At 70.9% G+C, this 24,155-nt stretch carries 17 protein-coding genes; 11 read left to right on the top strand and 6 right to left on the bottom strand.

Annotated features, from left to right (window positions below; translation table 11 throughout):
- Window positions 1-7: 7 nt before the first annotated feature.
- Entirely contained in the window at window positions 8-1,084 is a 1,077-nt protein-coding gene (locus tag AC3WQM_RS18460; RefSeq protein ID WP_492680733.1) for a helix-turn-helix transcriptional regulator, read from the bottom strand.
- 59 nt (window positions 1,085-1,143) lie between these two features.
- On the opposite strand from AC3WQM_RS18460, the gene AC3WQM_RS18455 reads away from it, so the two are divergent.
- From AC3WQM_RS18455 to AC3WQM_RS18440, 4 genes are read left to right on the top strand one after another with little or no spacing between them, the layout of a single operon-like run.
- Window positions 1,144-2,130 carry a Bug family tripartite tricarboxylate transporter substrate binding protein gene (locus tag AC3WQM_RS18455; RefSeq protein WP_492680731.1) on the top strand — a complete coding sequence of 329 codons (987 nt, stop codon included), beginning with the start codon at window positions 1,144-1,146 and terminating at the stop codon, window positions 2,128-2,130.
- Window positions 2,131-2,143: 13 nt separating this feature from the next.
- Window positions 2,144-2,848, top strand: coding sequence for an aspartate/glutamate racemase family protein (locus AC3WQM_RS18450; protein WP_492680729.1), 705 nt, complete (start codon window positions 2,144-2,146; stop codon window positions 2,846-2,848).
- A 40-nt stretch (window positions 2,849-2,888) separates the two neighbouring features.
- Window positions 2,889-3,281, top strand: a complete 393-nt coding sequence (locus tag AC3WQM_RS18445; RefSeq protein WP_492680727.1) for a Rid family hydrolase — start codon at window positions 2,889-2,891, stop codon at window positions 3,279-3,281.
- Window positions 3,278-5,629 carry a penicillin acylase family protein gene (locus AC3WQM_RS18440; protein ID WP_492680725.1) on the top strand — a complete coding sequence of 784 codons (2,352 nt, stop codon included), beginning with the start codon at window positions 3,278-3,280 and terminating at the stop codon, window positions 5,627-5,629. Before AC3WQM_RS18445 ends, AC3WQM_RS18440 begins: the two co-directional genes overlap by 4 nt.
- Window positions 5,630-5,671: 42 nt before the next feature.
- On the opposite strand, the gene AC3WQM_RS18435 is transcribed toward AC3WQM_RS18440, so the two are convergent.
- From AC3WQM_RS18435 to AC3WQM_RS18415, 5 genes are all read right to left on the bottom strand, one after another.
- Window positions 5,672-6,031, bottom strand: a complete 360-nt coding sequence (locus tag AC3WQM_RS18435) for a hypothetical protein (RefSeq protein WP_095746312.1) — start codon at window positions 6,029-6,031, stop codon at window positions 5,672-5,674.
- 103 nt (window positions 6,032-6,134) lie between these two features.
- Window positions 6,135-6,518 (bottom strand): roadblock/LC7 domain-containing protein, encoded by a 384-nt coding sequence (locus AC3WQM_RS18430; RefSeq protein WP_062469906.1) that lies wholly within the window; start codon window positions 6,516-6,518, stop codon window positions 6,135-6,137.
- Between the two features lie 51 nt (window positions 6,519-6,569).
- On the bottom strand, window positions 6,570-7,094 hold the full coding sequence (locus AC3WQM_RS18425) for a GTP-binding protein (RefSeq protein WP_062469903.1): 525 nt from the start codon (window positions 7,092-7,094) through the stop codon (window positions 6,570-6,572).
- Window positions 7,091-7,807 (bottom strand): hypothetical protein, encoded by a 717-nt coding sequence (locus tag AC3WQM_RS18420; RefSeq protein ID WP_492680723.1) that lies wholly within the window; start codon window positions 7,805-7,807, stop codon window positions 7,091-7,093. Before AC3WQM_RS18420 ends, AC3WQM_RS18425 begins: the two co-directional genes overlap by 4 nt.
- 348 nt (window positions 7,808-8,155) lie before the next feature.
- Entirely contained in the window at window positions 8,156-8,995 is an 840-nt protein-coding gene (locus AC3WQM_RS18415; protein WP_492680721.1) for a plasmid replication/partition related protein, read from the bottom strand.
- A 175-nt stretch (window positions 8,996-9,170) separates the two neighbouring features.
- Here AC3WQM_RS18415 and AC3WQM_RS18410 point away from each other — a divergent pair, with 175 nt between their 5' ends.
- The 7 genes from AC3WQM_RS18410 (at window position 9,171) to AC3WQM_RS18380 (ending at window position 24,151) form a co-directional block, all read left to right on the top strand.
- On the top strand, window positions 9,171-9,704 hold the full coding sequence (locus AC3WQM_RS18410) for a sigma-70 family RNA polymerase sigma factor (protein ID WP_492680719.1): 534 nt from the start codon (window positions 9,171-9,173) through the stop codon (window positions 9,702-9,704).
- Window positions 9,705-9,743: 39 nt separating this feature from the next.
- Entirely contained in the window at window positions 9,744-9,992 is a 249-nt protein-coding gene (locus tag AC3WQM_RS18405) for a FecR/PupR family sigma factor regulator (RefSeq protein ID WP_492680717.1), read from the top strand.
- A gap of 160 nt (window positions 9,993-10,152) precedes the next feature.
- Window positions 10,153-10,401, top strand: coding sequence for an MbtH family protein (locus AC3WQM_RS18400; RefSeq protein ID WP_492680715.1), 249 nt, complete (start codon window positions 10,153-10,155; stop codon window positions 10,399-10,401).
- A gap of 5 nt (window positions 10,402-10,406) precedes the next feature.
- Entirely contained in the window at window positions 10,407-11,153 is a 747-nt protein-coding gene (locus tag AC3WQM_RS18395) for a thioesterase II family protein (protein WP_492680713.1), read from the top strand.
- A complete protein-coding gene (locus AC3WQM_RS18390; protein WP_492680711.1) occupies window positions 11,131-11,832 on the top strand; it encodes a 4'-phosphopantetheinyl transferase family protein in 702 nt (233 codons plus the stop codon). Before AC3WQM_RS18395 ends, AC3WQM_RS18390 begins: the two co-directional genes overlap by 23 nt.
- Before the next feature lie 5 nt (window positions 11,833-11,837).
- On the top strand, window positions 11,838-17,105 hold the full coding sequence (locus AC3WQM_RS18385; RefSeq protein WP_492680709.1) for an amino acid adenylation domain-containing protein: 5,268 nt from the start codon (window positions 11,838-11,840) through the stop codon (window positions 17,103-17,105).
- On the top strand, window positions 17,105-24,151 hold the full coding sequence (locus tag AC3WQM_RS18380) for an SDR family NAD(P)-dependent oxidoreductase (protein WP_492680707.1): 7,047 nt from the start codon (window positions 17,105-17,107) through the stop codon (window positions 24,149-24,151). Before AC3WQM_RS18385 ends, AC3WQM_RS18380 begins: the two co-directional genes overlap by 1 nt.
- Window positions 24,152-24,155: the final 4 nt, after the last annotated feature.

The following is a 24,155-nucleotide window of genomic DNA, read 5'->3' as shown; positions in this document are numbered from 1 at the left end:
TGATCCCTCAGGCGCCGCTGTTGGCCGGTGGCGCCTGCTGCAAGCGGTAGTCGCGCGGCGCCATGCCGTGCTGCTTGCGGAATGCCGCGGTGAAGCGGCCGTGGCATTCCCACCCCGCCTCGGCCGCGATGGCCTGCACGCTGAGCTGCGTGTCGCGCAGCAGCCGCGCGGCCAGCGCCAGCCGCTCGGCGACGAGCAGGCCGTAGACCGTCGTGCCCTCGGCCTCCTTCACATGGGCCTGCAGCCGCGTGGCGCGCAGGTCGAGCCGCTGCGCGAGCGCGTCGACCGTCCACGCCTGCGCCGGCGCTTCGCCGAGCAGCGCGCGCAGCCTGCGCACCGTCTGTGCCGCTGCGCTGCCGTGGGTGTCTTCCGAACGTGCCGGGCGCAGCAGCTGCGCCAGGTCGAGCAGCACGCAGGTCAGCAGCTCGGTCGCACGCGCGTGGAACAGCGGCACGAAGGCCGGGCGATCGGAGGGCTCGTCGCCGATGCGCGCCAGGCAGTCGCGCACGCGCGGCGTGAGCGCCGCGTTGCACAGCACCCGGCCGTCGTCGCGCTCCACCAGCTCGCTCATCTGCCGCGCGGGCAGCCGAACGCCCAGCGCATGCAGCCAGCGCGGCAGCAGGTCGCGCCGCAGGCGGAACTGCACGAAGTTGTTGCGGCAGGCGCCGGGGATGTGGATCAGGTAGCCGCCGTCGCGGTTCGGCGTGCGCAGCAGCGCGCGGTCGACGCGGAAGTCGAGCGGCCGCCCTTGCGCGCTGCCGATCTCGCCCGTGACGTGGCCCGAAAGAAAGAAGGTCAGCAGCAGCTCGTTGCCGGGTGCCAGCTGCACGTGCAGGTCGTCGTTCAACCTGAAATCGAAATACAGCGCGCTCGCGCCTTCCCAGGGCGTGGTGCGCAGCCGCAGGATGCGGCCCCCGTCGTCGGGCCAGCGCACCTCGCGGCTGGCGCCGTCGTGCAGGGCCGGCAGCGCTAGCGGTCGATCGGCGGGCAGGCGGATCAGCGCGGCGTTGAAGTCGTCCTCGCGCAGCGCGGCGGCCGTGAACGGCGAAGGCTGGATCGGCACAGTCTGCGATGGGATCGGCATAGAAAACCCTGACAGGCGGCGTTAGCGTTGCAACACTTTGGTTTGAACGGAGTTTATGGATGAATGCTCGACGTGTCTGCCGGTTTCTGGGGCTCCTGGCGGCCCTCGCCGCGGGGTGCCTGCCGGCGCTTGCCGGTGCGCAGAGTGCCTGGCCTTCGCGGCCGATTCGCCTCGTCGTGCCCTTCGTGGCGGGCGGCGGTGCCGACGTGGCCGCGCGGCTCATCGCGGCCAAGTTGCAGGTGCAGCTGGGCCAGCAGGTGGTGGTCGACAACAAGCCGGGCGGCAACACGCTGATCGGCGCGCAGGAGATCATGAAGGCCCAGCCCGACGGCTACACGCTGCTGTGGTCCATCGACCAGACCTTCGTGCTCAACCCCTCGCTGTACAACCGGCTGCCCTACGACCCGAGGAAAGACTTCACGCCGGTGGCACTGGCCATCACCTCGCCGACGGCCGTCATCACGCGCACCCAGGCGGGCAGCGTGGGCGACGTGCATGAGCTGGTGAAGCGCGCCAAGGCCGCCCCCGGCAAGATCAACATCGGCGCCGCCGCGATCCTGTCGCAGATGGCGCTGGAAGAGTTCAACCGCAGCGCCGGCATCGAGACCACGCGCGTGCCCTACAAGGGCAGCGCCGAAGTGGCGCAGGCCACCATCGCAGGCGACATCGACGCCGCCTTCGACGGCATGGCGCCCTATGTGCAGTTCGTGAAGGCGGGGCGCGCGAAGATCCTGGCCGTCACTTCGGCCAGGCGCTTCTCGGGCCTGCCCGACGTGCCCACGCTCGACGAGCTGGGCTACAAGGGCGTCGACTTCTCCGTGTGGTTCGGCGTGGTCGGCCCGGCCGGCCTGCCGCCCGAGATCGCGAAGCGTGTGAGCGACGGCGTCGACTGGGCGATCCGCCAGCCCGACGTGGTCGAGAAGCTGCTGGTGTTCGGCTTCGAGCCGGCGGCGCAGAGCAGCGCAAGCGCACTCAAGGGTCGCATCGACAGCGACCTGGTGCGCTACAGCCCGGTGATCCGCAAGCTCGGCTTCAAGCTCGACTGACAGGGTGCGCGCCATGATGAAAACCGCGGGCCTGATCGGAGGCGTCGCGTGGCCTTCCACGCTCAGCTACTACCGCTTGTTGAACGAGCACATCCAGCGCGAACTCGGCGGCCTGCACTCGGCCCGCTGCGTGATCGTGAGCCTGGACTTCGCCGGCGTCATCGCCGCCATGACCGAAGGGCGCCGCGACGATGCACGCGCCCAGATGGAAACCGCCGCGCGCCAGGCCCGTGCAGCCGGTGCGGAACTCATCGCGATCCTGGCGAACACCGGTCACTTCGCGGCCGACGCCGTGCAGGCCGCGGCGGGCGTGCCGCTGGTGCACGTGGCGCGCGAAACCGGTGACGAGATCGCGTCGCGCTTCCCGTCGATGCGCCGCCTCGGCCTGCTGGCCACCAGCTTTGCACTCGACGCGCCGTTCTTCGGCCAGATGCTGGGGGAGGGCGCGGGCTTCGAACTGGTGCTGCCCGATGCGGCGCAGCGGCGCACGCTCGACGCGGCGATCTTCGGGCCGCTCGCGCGCGGCGAGGTCAGCCCGGCCGACGCGGCCGTCATCTCGACGCTGTGCAACGCGCTCGTGGCGCGCGGGGCCGAAGGCATCGTGCTGGGCTGTACCGAGCTGAGCGCCGTGAAGCCCTGGATCGCCTGCACCGTGCCGCTGTTCGATTCCACCGACATCCACGCCCGCGCCATCGTGCGCGAGATGACCCGGGCCTGATTCCATTTCCACACACAGAGAACGAAAGAGAGACCACCGCATGCAGACCGCCGACTTCCCCTTGCCCTTTGTCAATGCGCCCTACAGCCGCGCGATGTTCGACGACGAGTGGATCTTCGTCTCCGGCACCATCGGCATGGACTACGACACGCAGACGCTCGCCGTCAGCGCCGAAGACCAGACCCGCCTGATGGTGCGCAACATCGAGAAGTACCTGGCGGCCTGCGGCGGGCGGCTCGAGCAGGTCATCAACTACACGCTGATCGTGGCCGGCGCCGAGCACCTGGGCGCGGTGGTGAAGACGCTGTCGGAAGTGCTGCCCTGCAAGCCGACCGGCACCGCCATGCTGGCCGGCATCGCCGTGCCGAAGGCCTGGGTGGAGATGCAGGTGATCGCGCGCAAGAGCCAGCCGGTGGTCGGGGCCAGGCCATGACACCGCGCGCCAGCGGGTTGCTGCGCGCGGGCTTCTGCGCGCTCGCCTGTGTCGTGGCCGGCTGCGGCGGCGACAACGGAGGCGGTGGCGGCTTCTTCGGTGGGTTGGCGGTGACGCCGCCACCCACACCACCCGCGTCGAACGACACCTACAGCGCCGAGGTGCGCTGGACGCAATACGGCCTGCCGCACATCAAGGCCAACGACTACGCGGGCCTGGGCTACGGTCATGGCTACGCCGTCGCGCGCGACCACCTGTGCCTGCTGGCCGACCGCGTGCTCACGCTGCGCGGCGAGCGCTCGGAACGCTTCGGCCCGGACGGCCTGGCCACCGTGGCCTTTCTGCAGATTCCCAACTTGGACAGCGATCTGTTCTATCGCGTGCAGCTGTCGGACGACGAGGTCGAGACCGCCTGGCAGGGCCTGTCCACCGATGCACGCCAGCTCGCGCAAGGCTATGCCGCCGGCTTCAACCGCTGGGTGCGCGACCTGCCGCCCGAGGCGCGCCCCGCCGCCTGCAAGGGCCTGGCGCTGCCGCAGATGGAAGCCAGCGATGTGGTGCGCGCCACGATGCAGGTGGGCTCGCTGTGGAAGGCCTTGAGCGTCGCGGCGTACGCCTCGGCATCGAACTGGGACCAGCTGGGCGCGCCACCCGTGGCGAAGGCCAAGGGCGACCGTCCGCCGACGCAGCGCATGGCCAGCAACGCCTGGGCCTACGGCGCCGAGGCCACGGGAACGAACACCTCGATCATGGTCGCCAACCCGCACACGCTGTGGCAGGACCACTGGCTGCTGATGCACCAGATGCACCTCACCATTCCCGGCGAGATCGACGTGATGGGCGCCGACTTCCTGGGCCTGCCGCTGCCGCTGTCGGGCTTCACGCGGCACCTGGCCTGGAGCATCGAGGCGCCCTCGACCGTGACCTATCCGCTGCTGGTGGCGCTGGACGTGAAGCCCGGTGCGAAGCCTTCGTACACGGTGGACGGCGCACCGCGCGAACTGACGATGAAGACTGTCGCGCTGCGCGTGAAGCAGCCCGACGGCAGCGTGCGCACGCAAAGCCACAGCCTGCCGTACTCGCACCTCGGACCGCTGTACCGGTTGCCGGCGGAAGCGGGCCGCCCCGCCGGCTGGCATGCCGTGACCGACCCCAACGTGGCGAATGCGCGCGCGCTGGACCAGATCCTCGCCGTGGCGAAAGCGCGCGACATCGGCGGCTTCGAGCAGGCGGTGGCGCGCAACCGCGGCATCACCGCGCACCTGATCGCGGGCGACAGCCAGGGGCAGGCGATGTACATCGAGTCGGGCCCGTTGCTCGACATCGGCGATGCCGCGTTGCGCGACTGCGCCGTCGTGCCACCGCCCGACGACGCCACCGTGCCGGGCGCACTCGACGGTCGCCGCAGCGCCTGTGCCGTGCGCGATGCCGACGGCCGGCCGCGTCTGGCACCGGCCTCCCGCCTTCCGGCGCTCGCCACGCGCGGCATCGTGCAAAACGCCAACGACAGCTACAGCCTCTCGCTGGTGGGGCGCCAGCTCGATGGCTACCCGCTGCTGCTCGGCAGCGCGAAGGCTGCGCCCAGTGCGCGCACGCTGATGTCGCAACGGCAGATCGAAGACAGCCTGGCCGATGGCCGCATCGATGTGGCCGAGGCCACCGACATGGTGTTCGGCAATCGCAACTACCTGGCCGAGACCATGCTCGATGCCGTGCTGGCCGCCTGCACCAGCGCCAAGGGCGATGCCACGGTGCAGCGCGCCTGCGGCATCCTGGCCGCGTGGGACCGGCGCCACAACGTCGACAGCCGCGGTGCCTTGCTGTTCACCGAGCTGGGTCCCCGGCTCGACAACGTGCCCGGCCTGTATGCCCAGCCCTACGACCCGGCACGTCCGTTTCGCGTGCGGCCGGTGTCGTTGGCGGCGGGCGTGACGGCGGGCATCGTCGCGGCGCTGCGCGACACAGCGGATGCGCTGGCAGCACTGGGGCTGCGTGGCGACGAACGGTGGGGTGACATGCTGGCGCGGCCCACGCCGCGCGGCCGCGTGCCGCTGCATGGCGGACCGGGCGGGCAGGGCGTGCTCAATGCGCTGGAGGGCGCGCCGCTCACGAAAGACGGCTACGGCGACATCATCGCCGGCACCTCGTACGTGCATGTGGTCACGTGGGCGCAGGGCAAGCCGGTGGCGCGCGTGATGGTGGCGGGCGGGCAGTCGGGCGATCCGGCCTCGCCGCACCACGACGATCAGCTCGAATTCTTCTCGCGCAAGCAGCTGGTGACGCCGCCCTTCACCGAAGAGGAGATCGCGGCCGACCCGAAGCTGGAGCGGCGCACGTTGCGCGAGTGACGGTGTCGCCAGGCCCTGGGTGGGGCCTGGCAACGACGCCGCTCAGACCGTCATGCCTTGTTCGACGTCGAGCGTCTTGCGGCGCGCCATGGCCAGGTTCGACTTGGTCTTGTCCAGCACCAGGTAGACGAACAGGCCTTCCTTCTTCTGCATCGGGCGGATGATGTGGTACTGCTTGCCGAGCGTGATCAGCATGTCTTCGATGCTGTCGTTCAGGCCCAGGTCGCGCATGGTGCGCAGCTTGGCGCGGACCACTTCGGTGTTGCCGGCGGCGGCCACCTCGAGATCGACGCCCGAGCCGATCTGGCCCAGGATCATGCCGCTGCTCGAATCGACCAGCGCCGCGCACAGGGCGCCGTCGCAGGTCATCAGGTCGTCCATGGATTGCTTGATATTTGCCATCGAAATCTTTCCTAGTCCTCGCCCCTGAAAGTCGGCGGCCACCCGGGCGAAGGGAATGGGCGGCTGCCGGTGTCGAATGGGTGTGGTGGGCCGATGCCCGTCGTCAGGCGTGCTGCAGCAGCTGCGTCGCCTGCTTCGCGAAGTAGAGGACCTGGCCGATGATGGCTTCGCGGCTGGTGACCACGCTCACGATCAGCGTCATCTCGGGATGCCGCGCCTGCAGCATGAGGATGTGGCCGTGCGTGGCCTCGATCGCCACGTTGTCGCAATGGCCCAGCTGGCTTTCCTCGCCGGCCACGGCGCCCAAAGCGGCGAGCGAACTGGCGATGGCCGACAGGCGCGCGACCTGTGCGGTGTTCTCGACGCGCGCGGCCAGCTCCAGGCCGTCTTCGGTCGAGATCACCACGGCCTTCACGCCCTTGATTTCCCGCATCAGGGTGTCGATGGCCGATTCCGCTGCAAGCCTGATTCTTGGAGTGATGTTCATTGCTGCTTGAATGGAATGAGAAGGAGAGAAAGAGAAAAAAGCGCCGTGTCGTCAGACCTCGAGCTGGAGCAGGAGCAGTTCCAGCAGCTGCACGACCTGCTGCGCATCGGTGACGTTGGCCGGCAGCACCGGGCACACGACGCCCTTGGCCTCCATGCGCCGGGCGTAGGCGTCGATGCCGGGGCTCGGGTGCGTTTCCATGCGGCCCACCGCCACCACGCAGGCGGTCTGCGCGATGAGTTCGGCAAAGCCGTCCAGGTAGATGTCCAGGTCGGCCAGCGGATCGGGGCGACTGTTGTCCACCAGGATCACCACGCCGAGCGCGCCGCGCCCCAGGATGCGCCACATGAAGTCGAAGCGCATCTGGCCGGGCGTGCCGTACAGGCGCAGCTTCTCGCCGTTGTCGAGCGTCAGTTCGCCGTAGTCCAGGCCGACCGTGGTGGTGGCCTTGGCGACCGAGGTGTCGCTGTTGCGCACGTCGGTGCTCACGGGCGGGATCTCGCTCACGCCGGCGATGGCCGTGGTTTTGCCGGCGCCCATGGTGCCGGTGAAGAGGATCTTGTGTTCTACGGTCATTGAGGGCCTGACGGCAGCAAGCCGAGTCGGTTCCTGATGCGTGCCAGCAGGCCGGGCTGCACGGTGTCGCGGGCGGGTGCCGGGAAGCGGCTGTCGGGGAAGACGCTGTCGGGGGCCGAGGCGGCCACAAGAACGCCGGGGCTGGCGGCGCGTTCGAGCAGGCCGGCGCGCTGCAGGTCGGCCAGGAAGTCTGCGCACTCCTGGCGCGTGGCGGGCGAGCGCTGCTGCAGCGACAGCACCGACGCCGGCCGGTTGGACATCAGCGTGGCCAGCCGCAGGCGGATCGGCGCTTCGAGCACCGCCGCGGGCGGCCAGCGCAGCATGCGGAATTCCTCGTGCTCGCCGATCGGCACCTCGGTCACGGCCAGCCCCAGGCCGCGGGCGTGGACCACCATCGCGCCGAGGCGGTTGAGCGCGACTTCCAGCGCATCGGTGTGCAGCGGCAGGGCCAGGAAAGGGCCGCGCTGCGGGTCGGCATGGGCGACGGTCAGCGTGGGCACCGCCGGTTGGGGCGAGGTGGCTGCAAGGGCAACCTGTTCGCCGACGACCCGCAGGTCGGCCTGTTCGGCCTTCCACGACCAGTTCTGGTGCGTGCGGTGGTCGAGCAGCCGGATCAGCGACTTGAGCAGCACTTCTTCCCGGTGCGCCAGTCCCTCGACGCTGTAGCTCAGCAGGGCGCGTTGACTTTTGGGAACAGTGTTAACGGCCGTCATGCAGCCTCCGCAAAGCGAAGCCCGTCAGCCGACCGCTGCGGGGCATTGCGTTCAACCGCATCGAAAACACCGATTGGGGGCGGCATCGCCGTTCTTTTTGCAACTTAAGCACTCACTGTAGGAAGTTGGACGGTGACGCCGTCCGCAACGCTGGCTTGGAGAACTAAAGTGTTTGTTTGTAGGTGGCGTCAAAAATATAACACTTGTTGCAAATAAAAACACAAGATTACGAACAACTGTTTTCAGTGGGTCGCGGACGCGACAAAGCCTCGCGGGCCGCAGCGCGGCGCGCGAGGTTTCAGGGGGCGGTGAAAGAGGCGGGCGCGCGGAACGGCGCCCGCCGGGGCGTCAGTGCGCCAGCTGCGCCTGCAGCGCGGCCACTTGCCGGCGCAGGTCCGCGTTTTCGGCCGTGAGTTCGGCCACGCGCTGTTCCAGTTGCTGGACAGCGTCGAGCGACGACGGTTCGGCGCCTTCTTCGGTTTCAGGTGCGGCCTCGCGCGGCTTGCGCTTGGCTTCGCGCACGCGCTTGGCGGCCTGCTTGAGTTCGTCCTTGCCGGCGTTGGCGGCTGTCACCTGCTCTTCGGCGGGCAGCGAGGCGACGGCCGCGGCCGTGTTGATCGAGATCACGCCCGATTTCACGGCCGCCACCAGCTCGGGCGCGGCCTGCTTCTGGATCTTCTCGATCATCGTGACCTGGCTGCTGCTCAGGCGCGCGGCGCGGGCGATGGCCTCGCGGCTGTTCAGCGGCACGGGCGGCGGCAGGGCTTCGTCGGAAGCGGGAGTGGAGGTCGAAGCGGGCGCGTCGTCGACATCGAAGGGCGGATCGTCCGCCGTGGTCGGGGTGGTGACGGTGCTGCGGGCGCGGCGCTCGTCCACGATGTCCTTCTTGCGCAGGGCCAGCACGCCGCGCAGGTAGTCCGAGATGCTGCGGCGGCCCAGGTGCTGGTCGATCATCCACAGGTGCACGTCCTGCAGCGTCTTGAAGCGCGTGTTCTGCACCGTCTGGAACGGCAGGCCGTGCTTCTGGCAGATGCCGTAGCGGTTGTGGCCGTCCACCAGCACGTCGCCCCACAGCACCAGCGCATCGCGGCAGCCTTCGGTGAGGATGCTGCGTTCGAGGGCTTCGTACTCCTCCGGCGTCAAGGGATCGATATAGGCTTTGAGTTCTTCGTTGACGACGATGTTCATGGGTACGGGAGCAATGTAAGGGGCGGAATTTTAGGTGTCTCGGTTTCGGCCGCTCAAACGTCTAGACAGGGAGAGAGACGGAAAGGCGCCACTGGGAAAAACAGGGCTCTCTTGCGTCATCAAATGGTAATAGTTCTTATTTGTATCTTTGCCCTTGAACACTTCAGGAGTACCCATGGATCTGTCGCTTTCCCCGTCCGCGCCCACGCTGGGGGAGGTCTTCATCGCGAACCGTGCCCAGCTCCAGCGCGTCGCGCAGAAGATCGTCCGCACTGTTGACCTCGCAGACGAAGTGCTGCAGGACGCCTACCTGAAGCTCGCCGACGGCGCTTCGGTGCGCGATGTCCGCAAGCCGCTCGGCTATTGCTGCCAGGTGGTGCGCAACGTGGCGGTCGACTACCACCGCCACCATTCCGTGGAGGCCAGCTACCGCACCTACTGCGACGACGTCGAACTCGTGAGCCCGCCCAGCAGCAACGACGCACCCGACCGCGTGCTCGGCGGCCGGCAGGCGCTGGTGGCCATCGACCGCGTGCTCGAAGCGCTGCCGCCACGCACCCGCCTCGCGTTCGAACTCAACCGCCTGAGTGGCCTGACCCAGCGCGAGATCGCCACGCGCCTGGGCTGCTCCGCCACGCTCGTGAACTTCATGATCAAGGACGCCGACGCCGCCCTCGAAAGCTGCCGCTACCTCGTGCAGGCCGCCTGAGTTTTCCGACGCACCGCATCGGCGCTACGATGGCCGCCGATGAGCAGCAGTCCCAACGACAAGCAAAGCGATCCCACCTGGCAGACCGCCTGGGCGTGGGTCCGTCGTCAGCACGCCGGCGAGGGCGCCCTCGACGCCGCCGCGAGCGCCGAGCTCGCGCACTGGCTCGCCGCCGACCCCGCGCACCGCCAGGCCTACGACGAAGCGGCCCGCCTCTGGTTGCTCGTGGGCCTCGTGCCGCCCGCGCACGACGTCCCTTCGCCGGACGCCGAAGACGCGGCCCGCTGACCGACTTCCTCTTTTTTTTCGCAGCTCCTACAGCGGCCCTCGCCGAGGCGCAGCCGTGTGCGGCTTTCATGCACAGAGGACTAAACACCCGGCCTCGCGGCGCGTCTTGTATCGCAAGGGCAAACCCTGCCCGCCATTGCACTTACCAAGAGGACCGCCCATGTCTACCAGCTGTTTCGACCGCGAGGACGAGACCTTCATCGTGCTCGTCAACCACGAAGCGCAGTACTCCATCTGGCCGCACTGGAAGGCCGTGCCCGGCGGCTGGCGCACCGTCGACGGCGTCAAGGGCGACAAGAAGACCGTGCTCGACTACGTCGAAGCCCAGTGGACCGACATGCGCCCCAAGTCGCTGCGCGACTGGATGGCCGCGCAGCAGCCAACCGACAACGCCTCCACCTCCGCCTGACGCGCATGCAGGCCTCGCTGCCCCTGCTGTGCCTGCCCTGCGCAGGCGCCAGCGCCACCATGTATCTGCGCTGGCGGCGTGCGCTGCCGCGCTGGATCGAGGTCGTGCCGGTCGAGCTGCCGGGCCGCGGCGGGCGCTTGGGCGAACCCTTCGTCGACGACTTCGTCCGCATGGTCGCGCAGCTGTGCGCCGAGCATGAAGGCGTGCTGCGCGGGCGCTACGCGCTCTTCGGCCACAGCATGGGAGCCTTGCTGGCCTGGGGCATGGCGCAGCACCAGCGGCAACAGCAGCGCCCGCTGCCGAGCGCGCTGATCGTCTCCGGCAGCGCGGCGCCTTCGCAGCGCGACCCCGACCGCTTTCTCGACATCATCGACGACGCGGCCCTTGTCGCCGACCTGCGCAAGCAGGGCGGCACGCCCGACGAACTCTTCGACAGCCCCGAGCTGCTGCGCATGACACTCGACACCCTCGGCGCCGACTACCGCCTGTGCCGCAGCTTCGTGCACGCCGACCCTGCGCCGCTGCTCGTGCCGCTGCATGTGCTGGCCGGCCGCCAGGACGACATCGCCCCGTGGCGCATGCAGGCCTGGGCCGCCGAGACCGCGCACGCGCGCTTCACGCTCGAGGGGTTCGAGGGCGGCCACTTCTTCATCCGCCAGCACGAGACCTCCGTGCTGGCTGCGCTGGCGCGGCACCTCGCGCCGGCGCTGATGGCGGCAGGAGGCGTCGATGCGGCTCGTGCCCTGGCATGACCCCTTGCCGCCGGGCATCGCGTTGCACCGCCTGGACCTGGACCTCGCGGTGGAGGACGGCGATGCCTGGTCCGACCTCACGCCCGACGAGCGCGCACGCGCGACTCGCTTCGCCCGCCGCGCCGACCGCGTGCGCTTCGCCCACACCCGCGCCGCCGTGCGCCGCCTGATCGCGCAGCGCCTCGCCTGCCGTCCGGCACAGGTGCCGTTGCGCGCCGACGCACACGGCAAGCCCTTCGTCGAAACCGGCAGCGACAACGCCGCACCCCTCTTCAACATCTCGCACGCCGGCGACCACGCGCTCATCGCGCTGGCCGATCCGGCGCGCGTGCGCTGCGTGGGCGTGGACATCGAGGCCTGCGCGCGCGACCTCATGGCCGACGCCGACGCGCTGCTCGCCATGGCCTTCACCGCGCGCGAGCAGCGCGAGATCCGCAGCGACGCCGACCTGCCACGCGCCTTCTACCGATGCTGGGTCGGCAAGGAAGCTGTGTTGAAAGCCGCCGGCGTCGGCATGGCCGAGCACCTGCAAAGCGTCGGCATCCACCCCGACGCCCACGGCGCGCTCGCCGTCGACTGCGCCGTGCCCGCGTGGGCCGGCATCGAAGCGATGGCGCTGTCCGCGCCGCCGGGCTACGCCGCCGCGCTGGCCTGGCACACCAAGGAACAACCCCTGTGAATCCGATGCATCCCGTGGACTTCGTGACCCATCTGCGTGGCCTCGCCGCGCAGCGCCCCGACGACATCGCATTGATCGCCATCACCGACCGCGATGGCGCCGCACTCGACACGACCATCCGCTACCGCGCCCTCGACGCGCGCGTGCGCGGCCTCGCGGCGCACCTGCAGCTGGCCTTCGCGCCCGGCGGCCGTGCGCTCATCATGCTGGACAACAGCGACGACTACGTCGTGAGCTTTTTCGCCTGCCTTTACGCGGGCCTCGTCGCCGTGCCGGTGTTCCCGCCCGAGTCCACGCGCAAGCGCCACCTGGGCAAGCTCGAGGGCATCGCCGCCGACGCGGGCGCCTGCTGCGTGCTGACCCACGCCGCCATCCGCGACGCGATGGCGGGCGTGGCCGACGCCTTCGCGCGGGCCACGCTCATCGCCGTGGACGAGATCGACGCCGCCGGCGCCGACGCATGGCGCCCGCACACGCCGGCCGCGTCCGACATCGCCTTCCTGCAGTACACCTCCGGCTCCACCTCGGCGCCCAAGGGCGTCATGGTCACGCACGCCAACCTGATGGCGAACATGCGCGCGATCGAAGAGGGCCTTTCGGTCTGCACGAGCGACACCTTCGTCACCTGGCTGCCGCTGAACCACGACATGGGCCTCATCGGCGGCCTGCTGCAGCCGATGCACCGCGGCACGGTCGTGGCGCTGATGTCGCCGCGCTACTTCCTCGAGCGTCCCGTGCGCTGGCTCGAAGCCGTCTCGCGGCTGCGCGCCACGGTCAGCGGCGGGCCCGACTTCGCCTATCGCCTGTGCCTGGACCGCGTGTCCGACGCGCAGTTGCAAAGGCTCGACCTGTCGTCCTGGCGCCTCGCGTTCTCCGGCGCCGAGCCGGTGCGCGCCGACACGCTGCGGTCGTTCCAGCAACGCTTCGCGCCCGCGGGCTTTCCGGCCGAAGCGGTGTACCCCTGCTACGGCCTGGCCGAATCGACGCTGTTCGTCACGGGCGGACACCGCGGCGCCGGCATGGTTGCGCACGCCTTCGACAAAGCGCGCCTGGCGCAAGGCGCCGTGGTGCGCGACGAGGGCGGCGCCATGCTCGTGGGCTGCGGCCGCAGCGTCACGCACCATGCGGTGCGCATCGTCGACACCGCCACGCTGACCGCCTGCGCCGACGACGGCGTCGGCGAAATCTGGGCTTCGGGCCCGAGCCTGGGCAGCGGCTACTGGAACAAGCCCGAGGTGTCGCAGAAGACCTTCGTCGAGCACGAGGGCACGCGCTGGCTGCGCACCGGCGACCTGGGCTTCGTGCACGACGGCCAGCTCTACGTGGCCGGCCGCATCAAGGACATGATCATTGTGCGCGGCCACAACCTGTATCCGCAGGACATCGAGCGCGAAGTGGAGCGCGAGGTCGAGGCCGTGCGCAAGGGCCGCGTCGCGGCCTTTGCGGTCGAGGGGCCGGAAGGCGAGGGCATCGGCCTCGCGGCCGAGGTGTCGCGCAGCATCCAGAAGCTGGTGCGGCCCGAGGTGCTGGTCGAGGCACTGAGCGCCGCCGTGAGCGAGCAGTGCGGCGAGCCGCTGTCGGTCGTGATGCTGCTCAACCCGGGCGGCATGCCCAAGACCACGAGCGGCAAGCTGCAGCGCGGCGCTTGCCGCCAGGGATGGATCGATCGCACGGCGGACGCCTATGCGATCTACGCCCACGGCGCGTTCGTGCTGGGCGGCAGCGCCCCCGCAGTCGACACATCCGAAGCCGCACTCGACGAGGTCGAGCAGGCCCTCGCCACGATCTGGCACGAGGTGCTGCGCCGCCCCGCCGAACGGCCGCTGGCGCGCGACGCGCACTTCTTCACCCACGGCGGCAACTCGCTCGCCGCCACGCAGGTGGCCGCGCGTGTCGGCGAGCGCTGGGACATCGACTTTCCGCTGCGCGCGCTGTTCGAGCAACCGCGCCTGGGTGACCTTGCGCGCGAACTGCGGCGCGTGCGGGCGCTCGGCCAGCGCCGCGCGCACCAGCCGATCCCGGCCCTGCCGGCCGAGCGCCGCACGGGTCTGCTCGCGCTGTCGCATGCGCAGGCGCGCCAGTGGTTCCTCTGGCAGCTCGATCCGCAGAACAGCGCCTACCATGTGGGCGTGGCGCTGCGCCTGTCGGGCGTGCTGGATGCCGACGCAATGAAGGCGGCGCTCGAAGGCCTGCTCGCGCGCCATGAGAGCCTGCGCACCGTGTTCCGCACCGCGGCCGACGGCACGGTCGGGCAACAGGTGCTGCCGGCGGCGCCGCTGGCGCTGGCCCACATCGACCTGCGCGCGCTGCCGGACAGCGACCGTGAAGGCGCCGCCGCCGCACAGGCGCGCGCGCTGCAGGCCGAGCCCTTCGACCTCGCAGCCGGCCCCGTGCTGCGCGCCGCCTGGCTCCAGCTCGGCGACGCGCACCACATCCTCGCGATCGTCACGCACCACATCGTGTCCGACGGCGCCTCGCTGCAGGTGCTGCTCGACGAGTTCGGCGTGGCCTATGCGGCGCACGCGAAGGGCGAGACGCCGTCGCTCGCCGCACCGGCGATCCAGTACGGCGACTACGCCGCGTGGCAGTGCGACTGGCTCGCCGCGGGTGAAGCCGAACGCCAGCTGGCCTACTGGCGCACCCAGCTCGGAAGCGACCACCCCGTGCTGGCCCTGCCCACGGACCGCCCCCGTCACGCGGTCGCCAACTACCGCGCGGCCTCGCATGCCTTCGACCTCGACGCGGCCCTCGTCGCCCGCCTGCACGCCACCGCGCAGGCGCATGGCGCCACGCTGTTCATGGTGCTGCTCGCGGGCTTCCAGGCGCTGCTGCATCGCTACACGGGTCAGCCCGATGTGCGCGTGGGCGTGCCGGTCGCCAACCGCCACCGCCCCGAGACCACGGGCCTCATCGGCTTCTTCGTCAACACGCAGGTGCTGCGCGCCACGCTGAACGGCCGCACCCCGTTCGCGCAACTGCTCGCGCAGACCCGCGAGGCCGCGCTCGGCGCGCAGGCCCACCAGGACCTGCCGTTCGAACAGCTCGTGGACGCCCTGCAGCCGCAGCGCAGCCTGAGTCACAACCCGCTGTTCCAGGTGATGTTCAACCTGCTGCGCGAAGACACGGCCGTGCTGCGCGGCCTGCCGGGCCTGGCGGTCGACGAGTACCGCATGGACGACAGCGCCGCGCAGTGCGAACTCGCGCTCGACATCCGCGAGCGCGCCGACGGCCAGGTGCGCGCCGTCTTCACCGCGGCGGCCGAGCTGTTCGACGAGGAGACCATCGCGCGCATGGCCACGCACTACCGCGCGCTGCTCGACGTGCTGACCGCCGACCCGGCCCGCGCCATCGGCGATGCGCCGTGGCTCGCTGCAGAAGAGCAGGCGCAATTGCACGCCTGGGGCACGGGTACATCGTCCGCATTGGCTGCGACGCCCGCGCATCGCCTGTTCGAAGCGCACGTCCGCCGCGCACCCGATGCCATCGCGTTGATCGCAGGCGACACCGAACTGTCCTACGCCGCCCTCGACCGCCGCGCCAACCATATTGCGCACCGCCTGCTGTGCCACGGTGTGCGGCCCGACACGCCAGTCGCCGTGGCCGTCGATGCCCCGATCGATCGCGTCGCCAGCCTGCTGGCCGTGCTGAAAGCCGGCGGCACCTACCTGCCGATGGACCCGTCGCACCCGCCGCAGCGGCTGTCGGAGTTGCTGGCCGGCAGCGGCGCCGCGCTGCTGCTGACGGGCAGCCGCAGCTCGGTGACCGGACCCGTCACGCGCATCACGGTCGATGACGCATCGCTCGACGACGAACCGGACGAGGCCCCGCAAGTCACGCTGCACGACCACCACCTGGCCTACGTGATCCACACCTCGGGCACGACCGGTCGCCCCAAGGGCGTGGCGGTCGCGCACGGCGCGCTGTCGATGCATCTCCAGGCCATGGCCGAGGCCTGCGGCTTCACGGCGAGCGACCGTTCGCTGCAGTTCGCGCTGCCGCACGTCGATGCCGCCATCGAACAGTGCCTGCTGCCGCTGACCACCGGCGCCGCGCTGGTGCTGCAGCCGCAGTGGTGCTCGCTCGCCAGCGAACTCGACGCCCTGTTGCAGCGCCACCGCGTCAGCGTGGTCGACCTGCCGCCGGCCTACGCGCGCCAGCTGCTGCAAGACCAGCCGCCGTTCCACCACGCCGTGCGCCTCGCGCTCTTCGGCGGCGAGGCCTGGACCGGCGAAGACCTCGCGCTGATCCGCCGCGTGCTGCACCCGGCACGCGTCGTCAACGCCTATGGCCCGACCGAGGCCGTGATCACGCCGACCCTGTGGTCCGCAGGTGCCGAGGCCATCGTGCAAGGCTACGCCCCCATCGGCCGCCCGGTCGGCCGCCGCACGGCCCATGTGCTCGACGCCGACCTGCAGCCTGTGCCGCAGGGCGTGCCCGGCGAGCTGTACCTTGGTGGCGACGGCCTGGCGCGTGGCTACCTCGGGCGTCCGGCCCTGACGGCCGAGCGCTTCGTCGCCGATCCGTTCGATGCGGCGGGCGGTCGCCTGTACCGCACCGGCGACCTCGTGCGCTGGTGCGCCGACGGCCAGCTCGAGTACCTCGAACGGCTCGACCACCAGGTGAAGGTGCGGGGCTTCCGCATCGAGCTCGGCGAGGTCGAGGCGCGCTTGCGCGAACAGCCCGGCGTGCGCGAGGCGCTGGTGCGCCTGCACGAGGGCGCAGCCGGCCCGTTGCTCGTGGCCTACGTCGCACCGGCGGCGGGCGCATCGCTCGACGCGATCACGCTCAAGACGCAGCTGGCGCAGGCGTTGCCTGATTACATGGTGCCGTCCGCGTTGATGGTGCTCGACAGCTTCCCGCTCGGTGCCAACGGCAAGGTCGATCGCCGCGCGCTGCCCGCACCGGCGGCCGCCGGCACGCCAGGCTACGAAGCCCCCCACGGTGACGTCGCGCAGACGCTGGCCGCGATCTGGGCCGAGCTGCTCAAGGTTGCTCAGGTCGGCCTGCACGACAACTTCTTCGACCTCGGCGGCAACTCGCTGCTCGTGATCCGCATGCACCGGCTGGTGGAAGACCGCCTGCAGCCGGGCCTGGCGGTGGTCGACCTCTTCAAGTACCCGACCGTCGGCGCGCTCGCCCGCCACATCGAGCAGAAGGAGCGCGGCCCCGCCGCTGCCTCCGCCACCGACGACGCCGCGCAGGCGAAACAGCGCGCGCAGCAACAGCGTGCGGCCCTGCTGCAACGCCGCCGACCCACGGAAAGAACCCTCTGATGCACGCGCAAGACGACACTCCGCTTTCTGCCCCCGACACCACGGGCCTCGAGATCGCGATCGTCGGCATGGCCGGCCGCTTTCCCGGCGCGCCCGACGTGGACGCCTTCTGGCGCAACATCCGCGACGGCGTCGAGTCGGTCACCGTCTTCAGCGACGACGAACTGCGCGCGCGCGGCGTGCCCGAGCGCGCACTGGCCGACCCCGACTACGTGAAGGCCGGCGTGCTGTTCGACGGCTTCGACCGCTTCGACGCCGGCTTCTTCGGCTATTCGCCACGCGAGGCCGAGCACCTCGATCCGCAGCAGCGCATCTTTCTCGAATGCGCCTGGGAGGCGATGGACCATGCGGGCTGGCCGACCGGCCAGAAGGGCGGGGCGCCCGTCGGCGTCTACGCGGGCGACGGGCCCAACCTCTATCTCATGAAGCACCTGCTACCCGCCTTCGGTGTAGATGCAAGCACCGGCATCGCCGACATGCTGGGCCTCATGAGCGGCAACTCCGCCGGCTCGCTGTGCACGCGCGTGGCCTACAAGCTCAACCTGCGCGGCCCGGCCCTGAGCGTGCAGACCGAATGCTCGACCTCGCTGGTGGCCGTGCACCTGGCCTGCCAGGGCCTGCTGAGCCACGACTGCGACATGGCGCTGGCCGGCGGCGTGTGGCTCAACCTGCTGCAGGAGGGCGGCTACCGCTACCAGAACGGCGCGATCCTCTCGCCCGACGGCCATTGCCGCGCCTTCGACGCCCGGGCCGCGGGCACGGTGATCGGCAGCGGCGCGGGCATCGTCGTGCTGCGCCGGCTGGCCGACGCGCTGCGCGACGGCGACACCATCCACGCCGTCATCAAGGGCACGGCCGCCAACAACGACGGCGCCGACAAGATCGGCTTCACCGCACCGAGCGTGCAGGGCCAGGCCGGCGCGATCCGTGCGGCGCAGCTGATGGCCGACGTGCCCGCGCACACCATCGGCTATGTCGAGGCGCACGGCACGGGCACCACGCTGGGCGACCCGATCGAGCTGGCCGCGCTCACGCAGGCCTTCTGTGCCGACGGCGGCGATGGCGGGCGCTGCGGCTACTGCGCCATCGGCTCGGTCAAGACCAATATCGGCCACCTCGATGCGGCAGCCGGCGTGGCGGGGCTCATCAAGGCGACGCTGGCGCTGCGCCACCGCACGCTGCCGCCGAGCCTGCATTTCGAGCAACCGAACCCGCAGATCGATTTCGCGAACAGCCCGTTCCGCGTGAACACCGAGGCGCAGCCCTGGCCCGAGGGCGACACGCCGCGCCGGGCGGGCGTCAGCTCCTTCGGCATCGGCGGCACCAATGTGCACGTCGTGCTGGAAGAGGCGCCGCCCGTCGCTGCGTCCGAATCAACGGCAGGCTGGCAAGTGCTGCCGCTGTCGAGCCGCAGCGCGACCGCAACGCGGCAGGCCGCGCAGCAACTCGCCGAGCACCTGCGCGCGCACCCCACACTGCGGCTCACCGACGTCGCCCACACCCTGCAGGCGGGCCGCCGCGTCTTCGAGCACCGCAGCGCCGTGGTGGCCGACCATGCCGAAGGGGCCGCGCAGCTGCTCTCGGCGGGCGAAGGACTGGCCGTGCGCGCCGCGCCCGCGCAGGCGCCCGAAGTGGTCTTCCTCTTCCCCGGCGGTGGCACGCAACACTCGCAGATGGGCCGCGCGCTCTACGAGGACGATGCCGCCTTCCGCGACGACATCGACCGCTGCTGCGCGCTGCTGCAACCCGAGCTGGGCTTCGACCTGCGCACCGTGCTGTTCCCCGCGCCCGGCGGCGAAGCCGAGGCCGACGCGCGGCTGTTCGACATCGCGCTCGCGCAACCCGCGCTCTTCGTCGTCGCGTACGCGATGGCGCAGTGGTGGATGCGCCGCGGCGTGCGGCCCGCGGTGATGATGGGCCACAGCCTGGGCGAGTACGTCGCCGCCTGCCTGGCGGGCGTGTTCCGCCTCGAAGATGCACTGCGCGTCGCGGCCCTGCGCGGGCGCCTGCTGCAGTCGATGCCGCCCGGCGCGATGACCGCCGTGCCGCTGTCGCAATCCGCGCTCGCGCCCTTCCTGGCGCCGGGCTGCGACCTCGCCGCCGCCAACGCCGAGCAGCTGTGCGTGATCTCCGGCCCGCGCGAAGCGGTCGAGGCCGCCGAGGCGCGGCTGCGCGCGGCGGGCCACCTGCCGCGCCGGCTGCATGTGTCGATCGCCTCGCACTCGGCGATGACCGAGCCGCTGCTCGCGCCGCTCGAAGCGCTCATCGCCTCGGTGCCGCGCCGGCCGCCGACGATCCCCTTCGTCTCGAACGTCACGGGCCAGCTCATCACGCCCGAAGAGGCCATGAGCCCCGCCTACTGGGCGCGCCACCTGCGCGGCACCGTGCAGTACGCCGACGGCGTGAGCACCTTGCTGCAGGTGCCGGGCCGCGTGCTGCTCGAAGTCGGTCCCGGCGAAACGCTGGCGGGCCTGGCGCGCCAGCATCCGCTGGCCGACACCGCCGCCGGCGTGCTCGCCAGCCAGGCGCACCCGCAGCAGCAGGCACGCAATGCGCAGCAGATCGCGCAGACGCTGGCGCAGCTGTGGGTGGCGGGCGTGGACATCGACTGGGCCGCCTGCCGCGCGGGCGCCGCGCGTCGGCGCGTGCCGCTGCCGGCGTATCCGTTCCAGCGCCGCCGCTACTGGGTGGAAGCGCCTGACGCCGCAAAGGCGGTGCAACGCACCAACGCCGACGCGTTCTACGTGCCCTCGTGGCAGCGCACGGAGCCGTTGGTGCTCGCGCCTTCAAGCGATGCCGACGGCTGCCTGCTCGTGCTCGGCGACAGCCGCAGCCTCACGGGCCACCTCGTGCGCCAGCTGCGCGCGCAGCGCCGCACCGTCGTGCTGGCCGAGCGCGGCAGCGCCTTCGCACGCACGGGCCACGGCCACTGGACGCTGCGCCCCGGCGCGCGCGACGACCACGCCCGCCTGCAGAGCGAGATCGCGGCCGACTTCGGTGCCATCACCGGCGTCTATCACCTCTGGAGCCTCGACGAAGCGCTGCCCGCGCAGCAGTCGCAGGCCGAGCTGCTCGAACGCAGCTTCTTCAGCCTGCTCGCGCTCGTGCAATCGCTCGAAGCCGGCGACCGCACACTGCCGCTGGCCGTTGTCGCCAACCAGCTCGAAGACGTCACCGGCACCGAGCCGCTGTTCCCCGAGAAGGCCACGCTGCGCGGCATCGGCAAGGTGATCGGCCAGGAGTACCCGCGCGTGCATTGCCGCGTGATCGACGTGGTGCTGCCCGCGCCCGAAAGCGATGCCGAAGGCCGGCTGGTCGCGCAGATCGTGGCCGAGGCCGCGGCACTGCAGGCCGAGCCCGGCGAGCCGCTCGTGGCCTGTCGCGGCGCGCACCGCTGGATCAAGACCTACGAATCCGCGACGCTGACCGCTGCCGCGCAGCCGCGTCTGCGCCGCGAGGGCGTCTACCTTGTCACCGGCGGTCTGGGCGGCGTCGGCCTCGCGCTGGCGAAGCACCTGGCCGTGCAGTGGCAGGCGCGGCTGGTGCTGCTGGGCCGCACCGCGCTGCCGTCGCGCGCGGAATGGCCGGCGCTGGTGGTGGCCGACAGCACACCCGCCGATCTGAGGGCGCGGCTGCAGCAACTGCTCGAACTCGAAGCGCTCGGCGCACAGGTGCTCACCGTGTCGGCCGACGTGTCCGACGCCGACGTGGTGCGTGCCGCCCTCGCGCAGGCCAATGCCCGCTTCGGCCCGCTGCACGGCGTCGTGCATGCCGCCGGCGATGCGGGCGGCGGCATGATGGCCGGGCGCACGCGCGCGCAGGTCGACACCGTGTTCGCGACCAAGGTGCGCGGCACGCGCGTGCTGTTCGACGCGCTGCGCGGCCAGCCGCTGGACTTCGTGCTGCTGTGCTCGTCCATCTCCAGCGTGGCCGGCGGCCTGGGCATGAGCGACTACGCCGCCGCCAACGCCTACCTCGACGCCGTGGCCGTCGCGCACGAACGGCTCGGCGCGTTCCCGGTGTTCTCGGTCAACTGGGACGCCTGGCGCGGCCTGGGCATGGCCGCGCACATGGACGTGCCCGACGACATCGGCATGGACGGCCCCGAGGGCGCGCGCGTCTTCGAGCGCATCGTCAATGGCCCGGCGCGGGCGCAGACCGTGATCTCGACCACCGACCTGGCCACGCGCCTGGGCCCGCTCGACAACGGCATGCTCGACCTGCTCGGCGACGAGGCACCGGCCGCCGCCGCGGGCGCGGCCCATCCAAGGCCCGCGCTGCAGACCCCGTTCGTCGCGCCGCAGGGCGAGGTCGAGACCGCGCTCGCCGCGCTGTGGACCGAGCGCCTGGGCATCGCGCCCATCGGCGTGGACGACAACCTGTTCGAGCTCGGCGGCGATTCGCTCGTGGCCATCCAGCTGCTGTCGCGCGTGCGCAAGCGCTACGCGACCGAGCTGCACCCCAGCGAATTCTTCAAGGCGCCGACCATCGCCGGCCTGGCCGCGCGGCTCGGTGTCGCCCCGGCCACCAGCGCGCCGCAGCGCAGCGCGATGGAGATCACGCCCGTCGCGCGCGGCGGTGCGCTGCCGCTGTCGCCGATGCAGCGCCGCCTCTGGCTGGTCGACCGCCTCACCGACACCGCGAACCGCAGCGGCCGCGCGGCCTACAACATGTCGGCCGGCCTGGCGCTGCACGGCGAGCTCGACATCGGCGCGCTGCGCGCCGCCATCGACGCCATCGTGGCGCGTCACGAGGTGCTGCGCACCGTGTTCACCGAAGACGACGAGGGCGAACCCATGGCCGTCGTGCGCCCCGGTGCGCCGCTCGACATTCCCGTCATCGCACTCGACGACGGCGCGCGCTACGGTCAACTTTTCGACGAGCTGGCGCGCGCACCGCTCGCGCTCACCGAAGGGCCACTGATCAAGGCCACCGTCGTACGCATGGCCGCGCGCGAGCATGTGCTGGTGCTCGTGGTGCACCACATCGTGTTCGACGGCTGGTCGATTGCCGTGTTCGCACGCGAGCTGGCCGCGTTCTACGAACACGCGCGGCGCGGCCAGCCGCTGGAACTGGCGCCGCTGCCCGTGCAGTACGCCGACTACGCCGTCTGGTATGCGCGCGCGCTGGCCTCCGACGGCTTCGCGCCGAAGGCCGCGTTCTGGCGCGAGCGGCTGGCGGGTGCGCCGCAGGCCTCGGGTATCAAGCCCGACCACCAGCGCCCGGCCGTGCCCACGCACGCCGGCGATTCGGTGCGGCTCACGCTGTCGCCGGCGCTGTCGCAGTCGCTGGCCGCGCTCGCGCGGGCGTCGGACACCTCGCTCTTCACGCTGCTGCTGTCGTCGTTCTTCCTGTTCTTCCACCAGGCCTCGGGCGCCGACGACATCGCCATCGGCACCGACGTCGCGGGCCGCGGCCACCCGGACCTCGAAGGGCTGCTCGGCTTCTTCGTCAACGTGGTGCCGCTGCGCTCGCGCCGAGCGAAGGCAGGCGCCGACTTCGCGCAATGGCTGGCCGCCACCAAGGCCGACACCCTGGCCGCGATGGACCACCAGGACGTGCCTTTCGACCGCATCGTCGAGCTGTCGGGCGTGCCGCGCGCACGCGACCGCAACCCGCTGGTGCAGGTGCTCTTCGTGCTCCAGAACACGCCCGAGATCCGGTTCGCCATCGAAGGCGCCGAGGTCGAGGTGCTGCCCCAGCAGATGAACGAATCCAAGTTCGACCTGGCGGTGTTCGCCAGCGAACACGACGGCGCGCTCACCGCCGAGTGGGTGTTCGCCACCGACCTCTACCGGCGGGAGACCGTCGAAACCTTCACCGCTTCGTGGCACGCGCTGCTGGAGCGGATCGTCGCCACACCCGGCCAGCCGATCGACGCGCTGGCCCCCATGCCCTCGCAGGAATCCATCGCCATGACCCACGCGCCCAACGTCCGCCCGGCCTCGAAACTGGACAACAAGCTCGGCAAACTCGGAAAGCTCGACGCCCTGGGCGCCGGCCGCGCCCCCGTGCGCGCCGCTGCGCGGCCCGCCGTGCAGACCTCGTTCCTCAAGCCCGGCGCCGAATTCCCCATCGTGCTGCAAGCCACCAGCCCCGAACTCGACACCGTGGCCTGGGCCAAGGGCCAGGCCGACTACATCGAGATGCTGGTCGCCAGGCACGGCGGCATCCTGTTCCGCGACTTTGGCCTGAAGACCCCGCAGGACTTCGAGGCCTTCGCCGAAGCCATCGAGCCCGAGCTGTACGGCAGCTACGGCGACCTGCCGAAGAAGGAGGGCGGCAAGAAGACCTACCGCTCCACGCCGTACCCCGAGCGCCAGATGATTCTGTTCCACAACGAGAGCGCGCACCTGGACCGCTGGCCGCGCAAGCAGTGGTTCTTCTGCGAGCTGCCGTCGCCCGTGGGCGGCGCCACGCCCATCGTCGACTGCCGCGAGATGCTGCGCCGCCTGCCGGCCGAGGTGGTGGCCGGTTTCGAGCGCAAGGGGCTGCAGTACGTGCGCACCTTCACGCCCGGCCTGGACGTGAGCTGGCAGGATTTCTACAAGACCGACCGCCGCGAAGACGTCGAGGCGCGCATGGCCGCCGCCGGCATCGAATGGCGCTGGTTCGACGGCGACACGCTGCAGACGCGCACCCGCTGCCCCGCCGTGATCCGCCACCCGCTGACCGGCGAGCGCGTGTTCTTCAACCAGGTGCAGCTGCACCACGTCGCCTGCCTCGAGCCGCAGGTGCGCGAAGACCTGCTGGCCATGGGCGGCGTCGAGCGCCTGCCGCGCCACGTGACCTACGGCGACGGCTCGCCCATCGCCGACGAAACCATGGACATCGTCGGCGAGGCCTACGAGGCCTGCGCCGTGCGCTTCGACTGGCGCCAGGGCGACGTCGTGATGCTCGACAACATGCTCGCGGCCCATGCACGCGACCCCTTCGAGGGCCCGCGAAAGATCGTGGTGGCGATGGGTGCGATGTTCGACCGCGCCGCGCTCGACGACGGCGCGCGCGGCGCCGATGCCCGCCTCGCCGACGCGCAAGGCGCATGACTGA

It is taken from the genome of Variovorax sp. FW301-JW7 (genome assembly GCF_058788795.1).
This window is presented reverse-complemented; position numbering and strand designations above follow the sequence as displayed.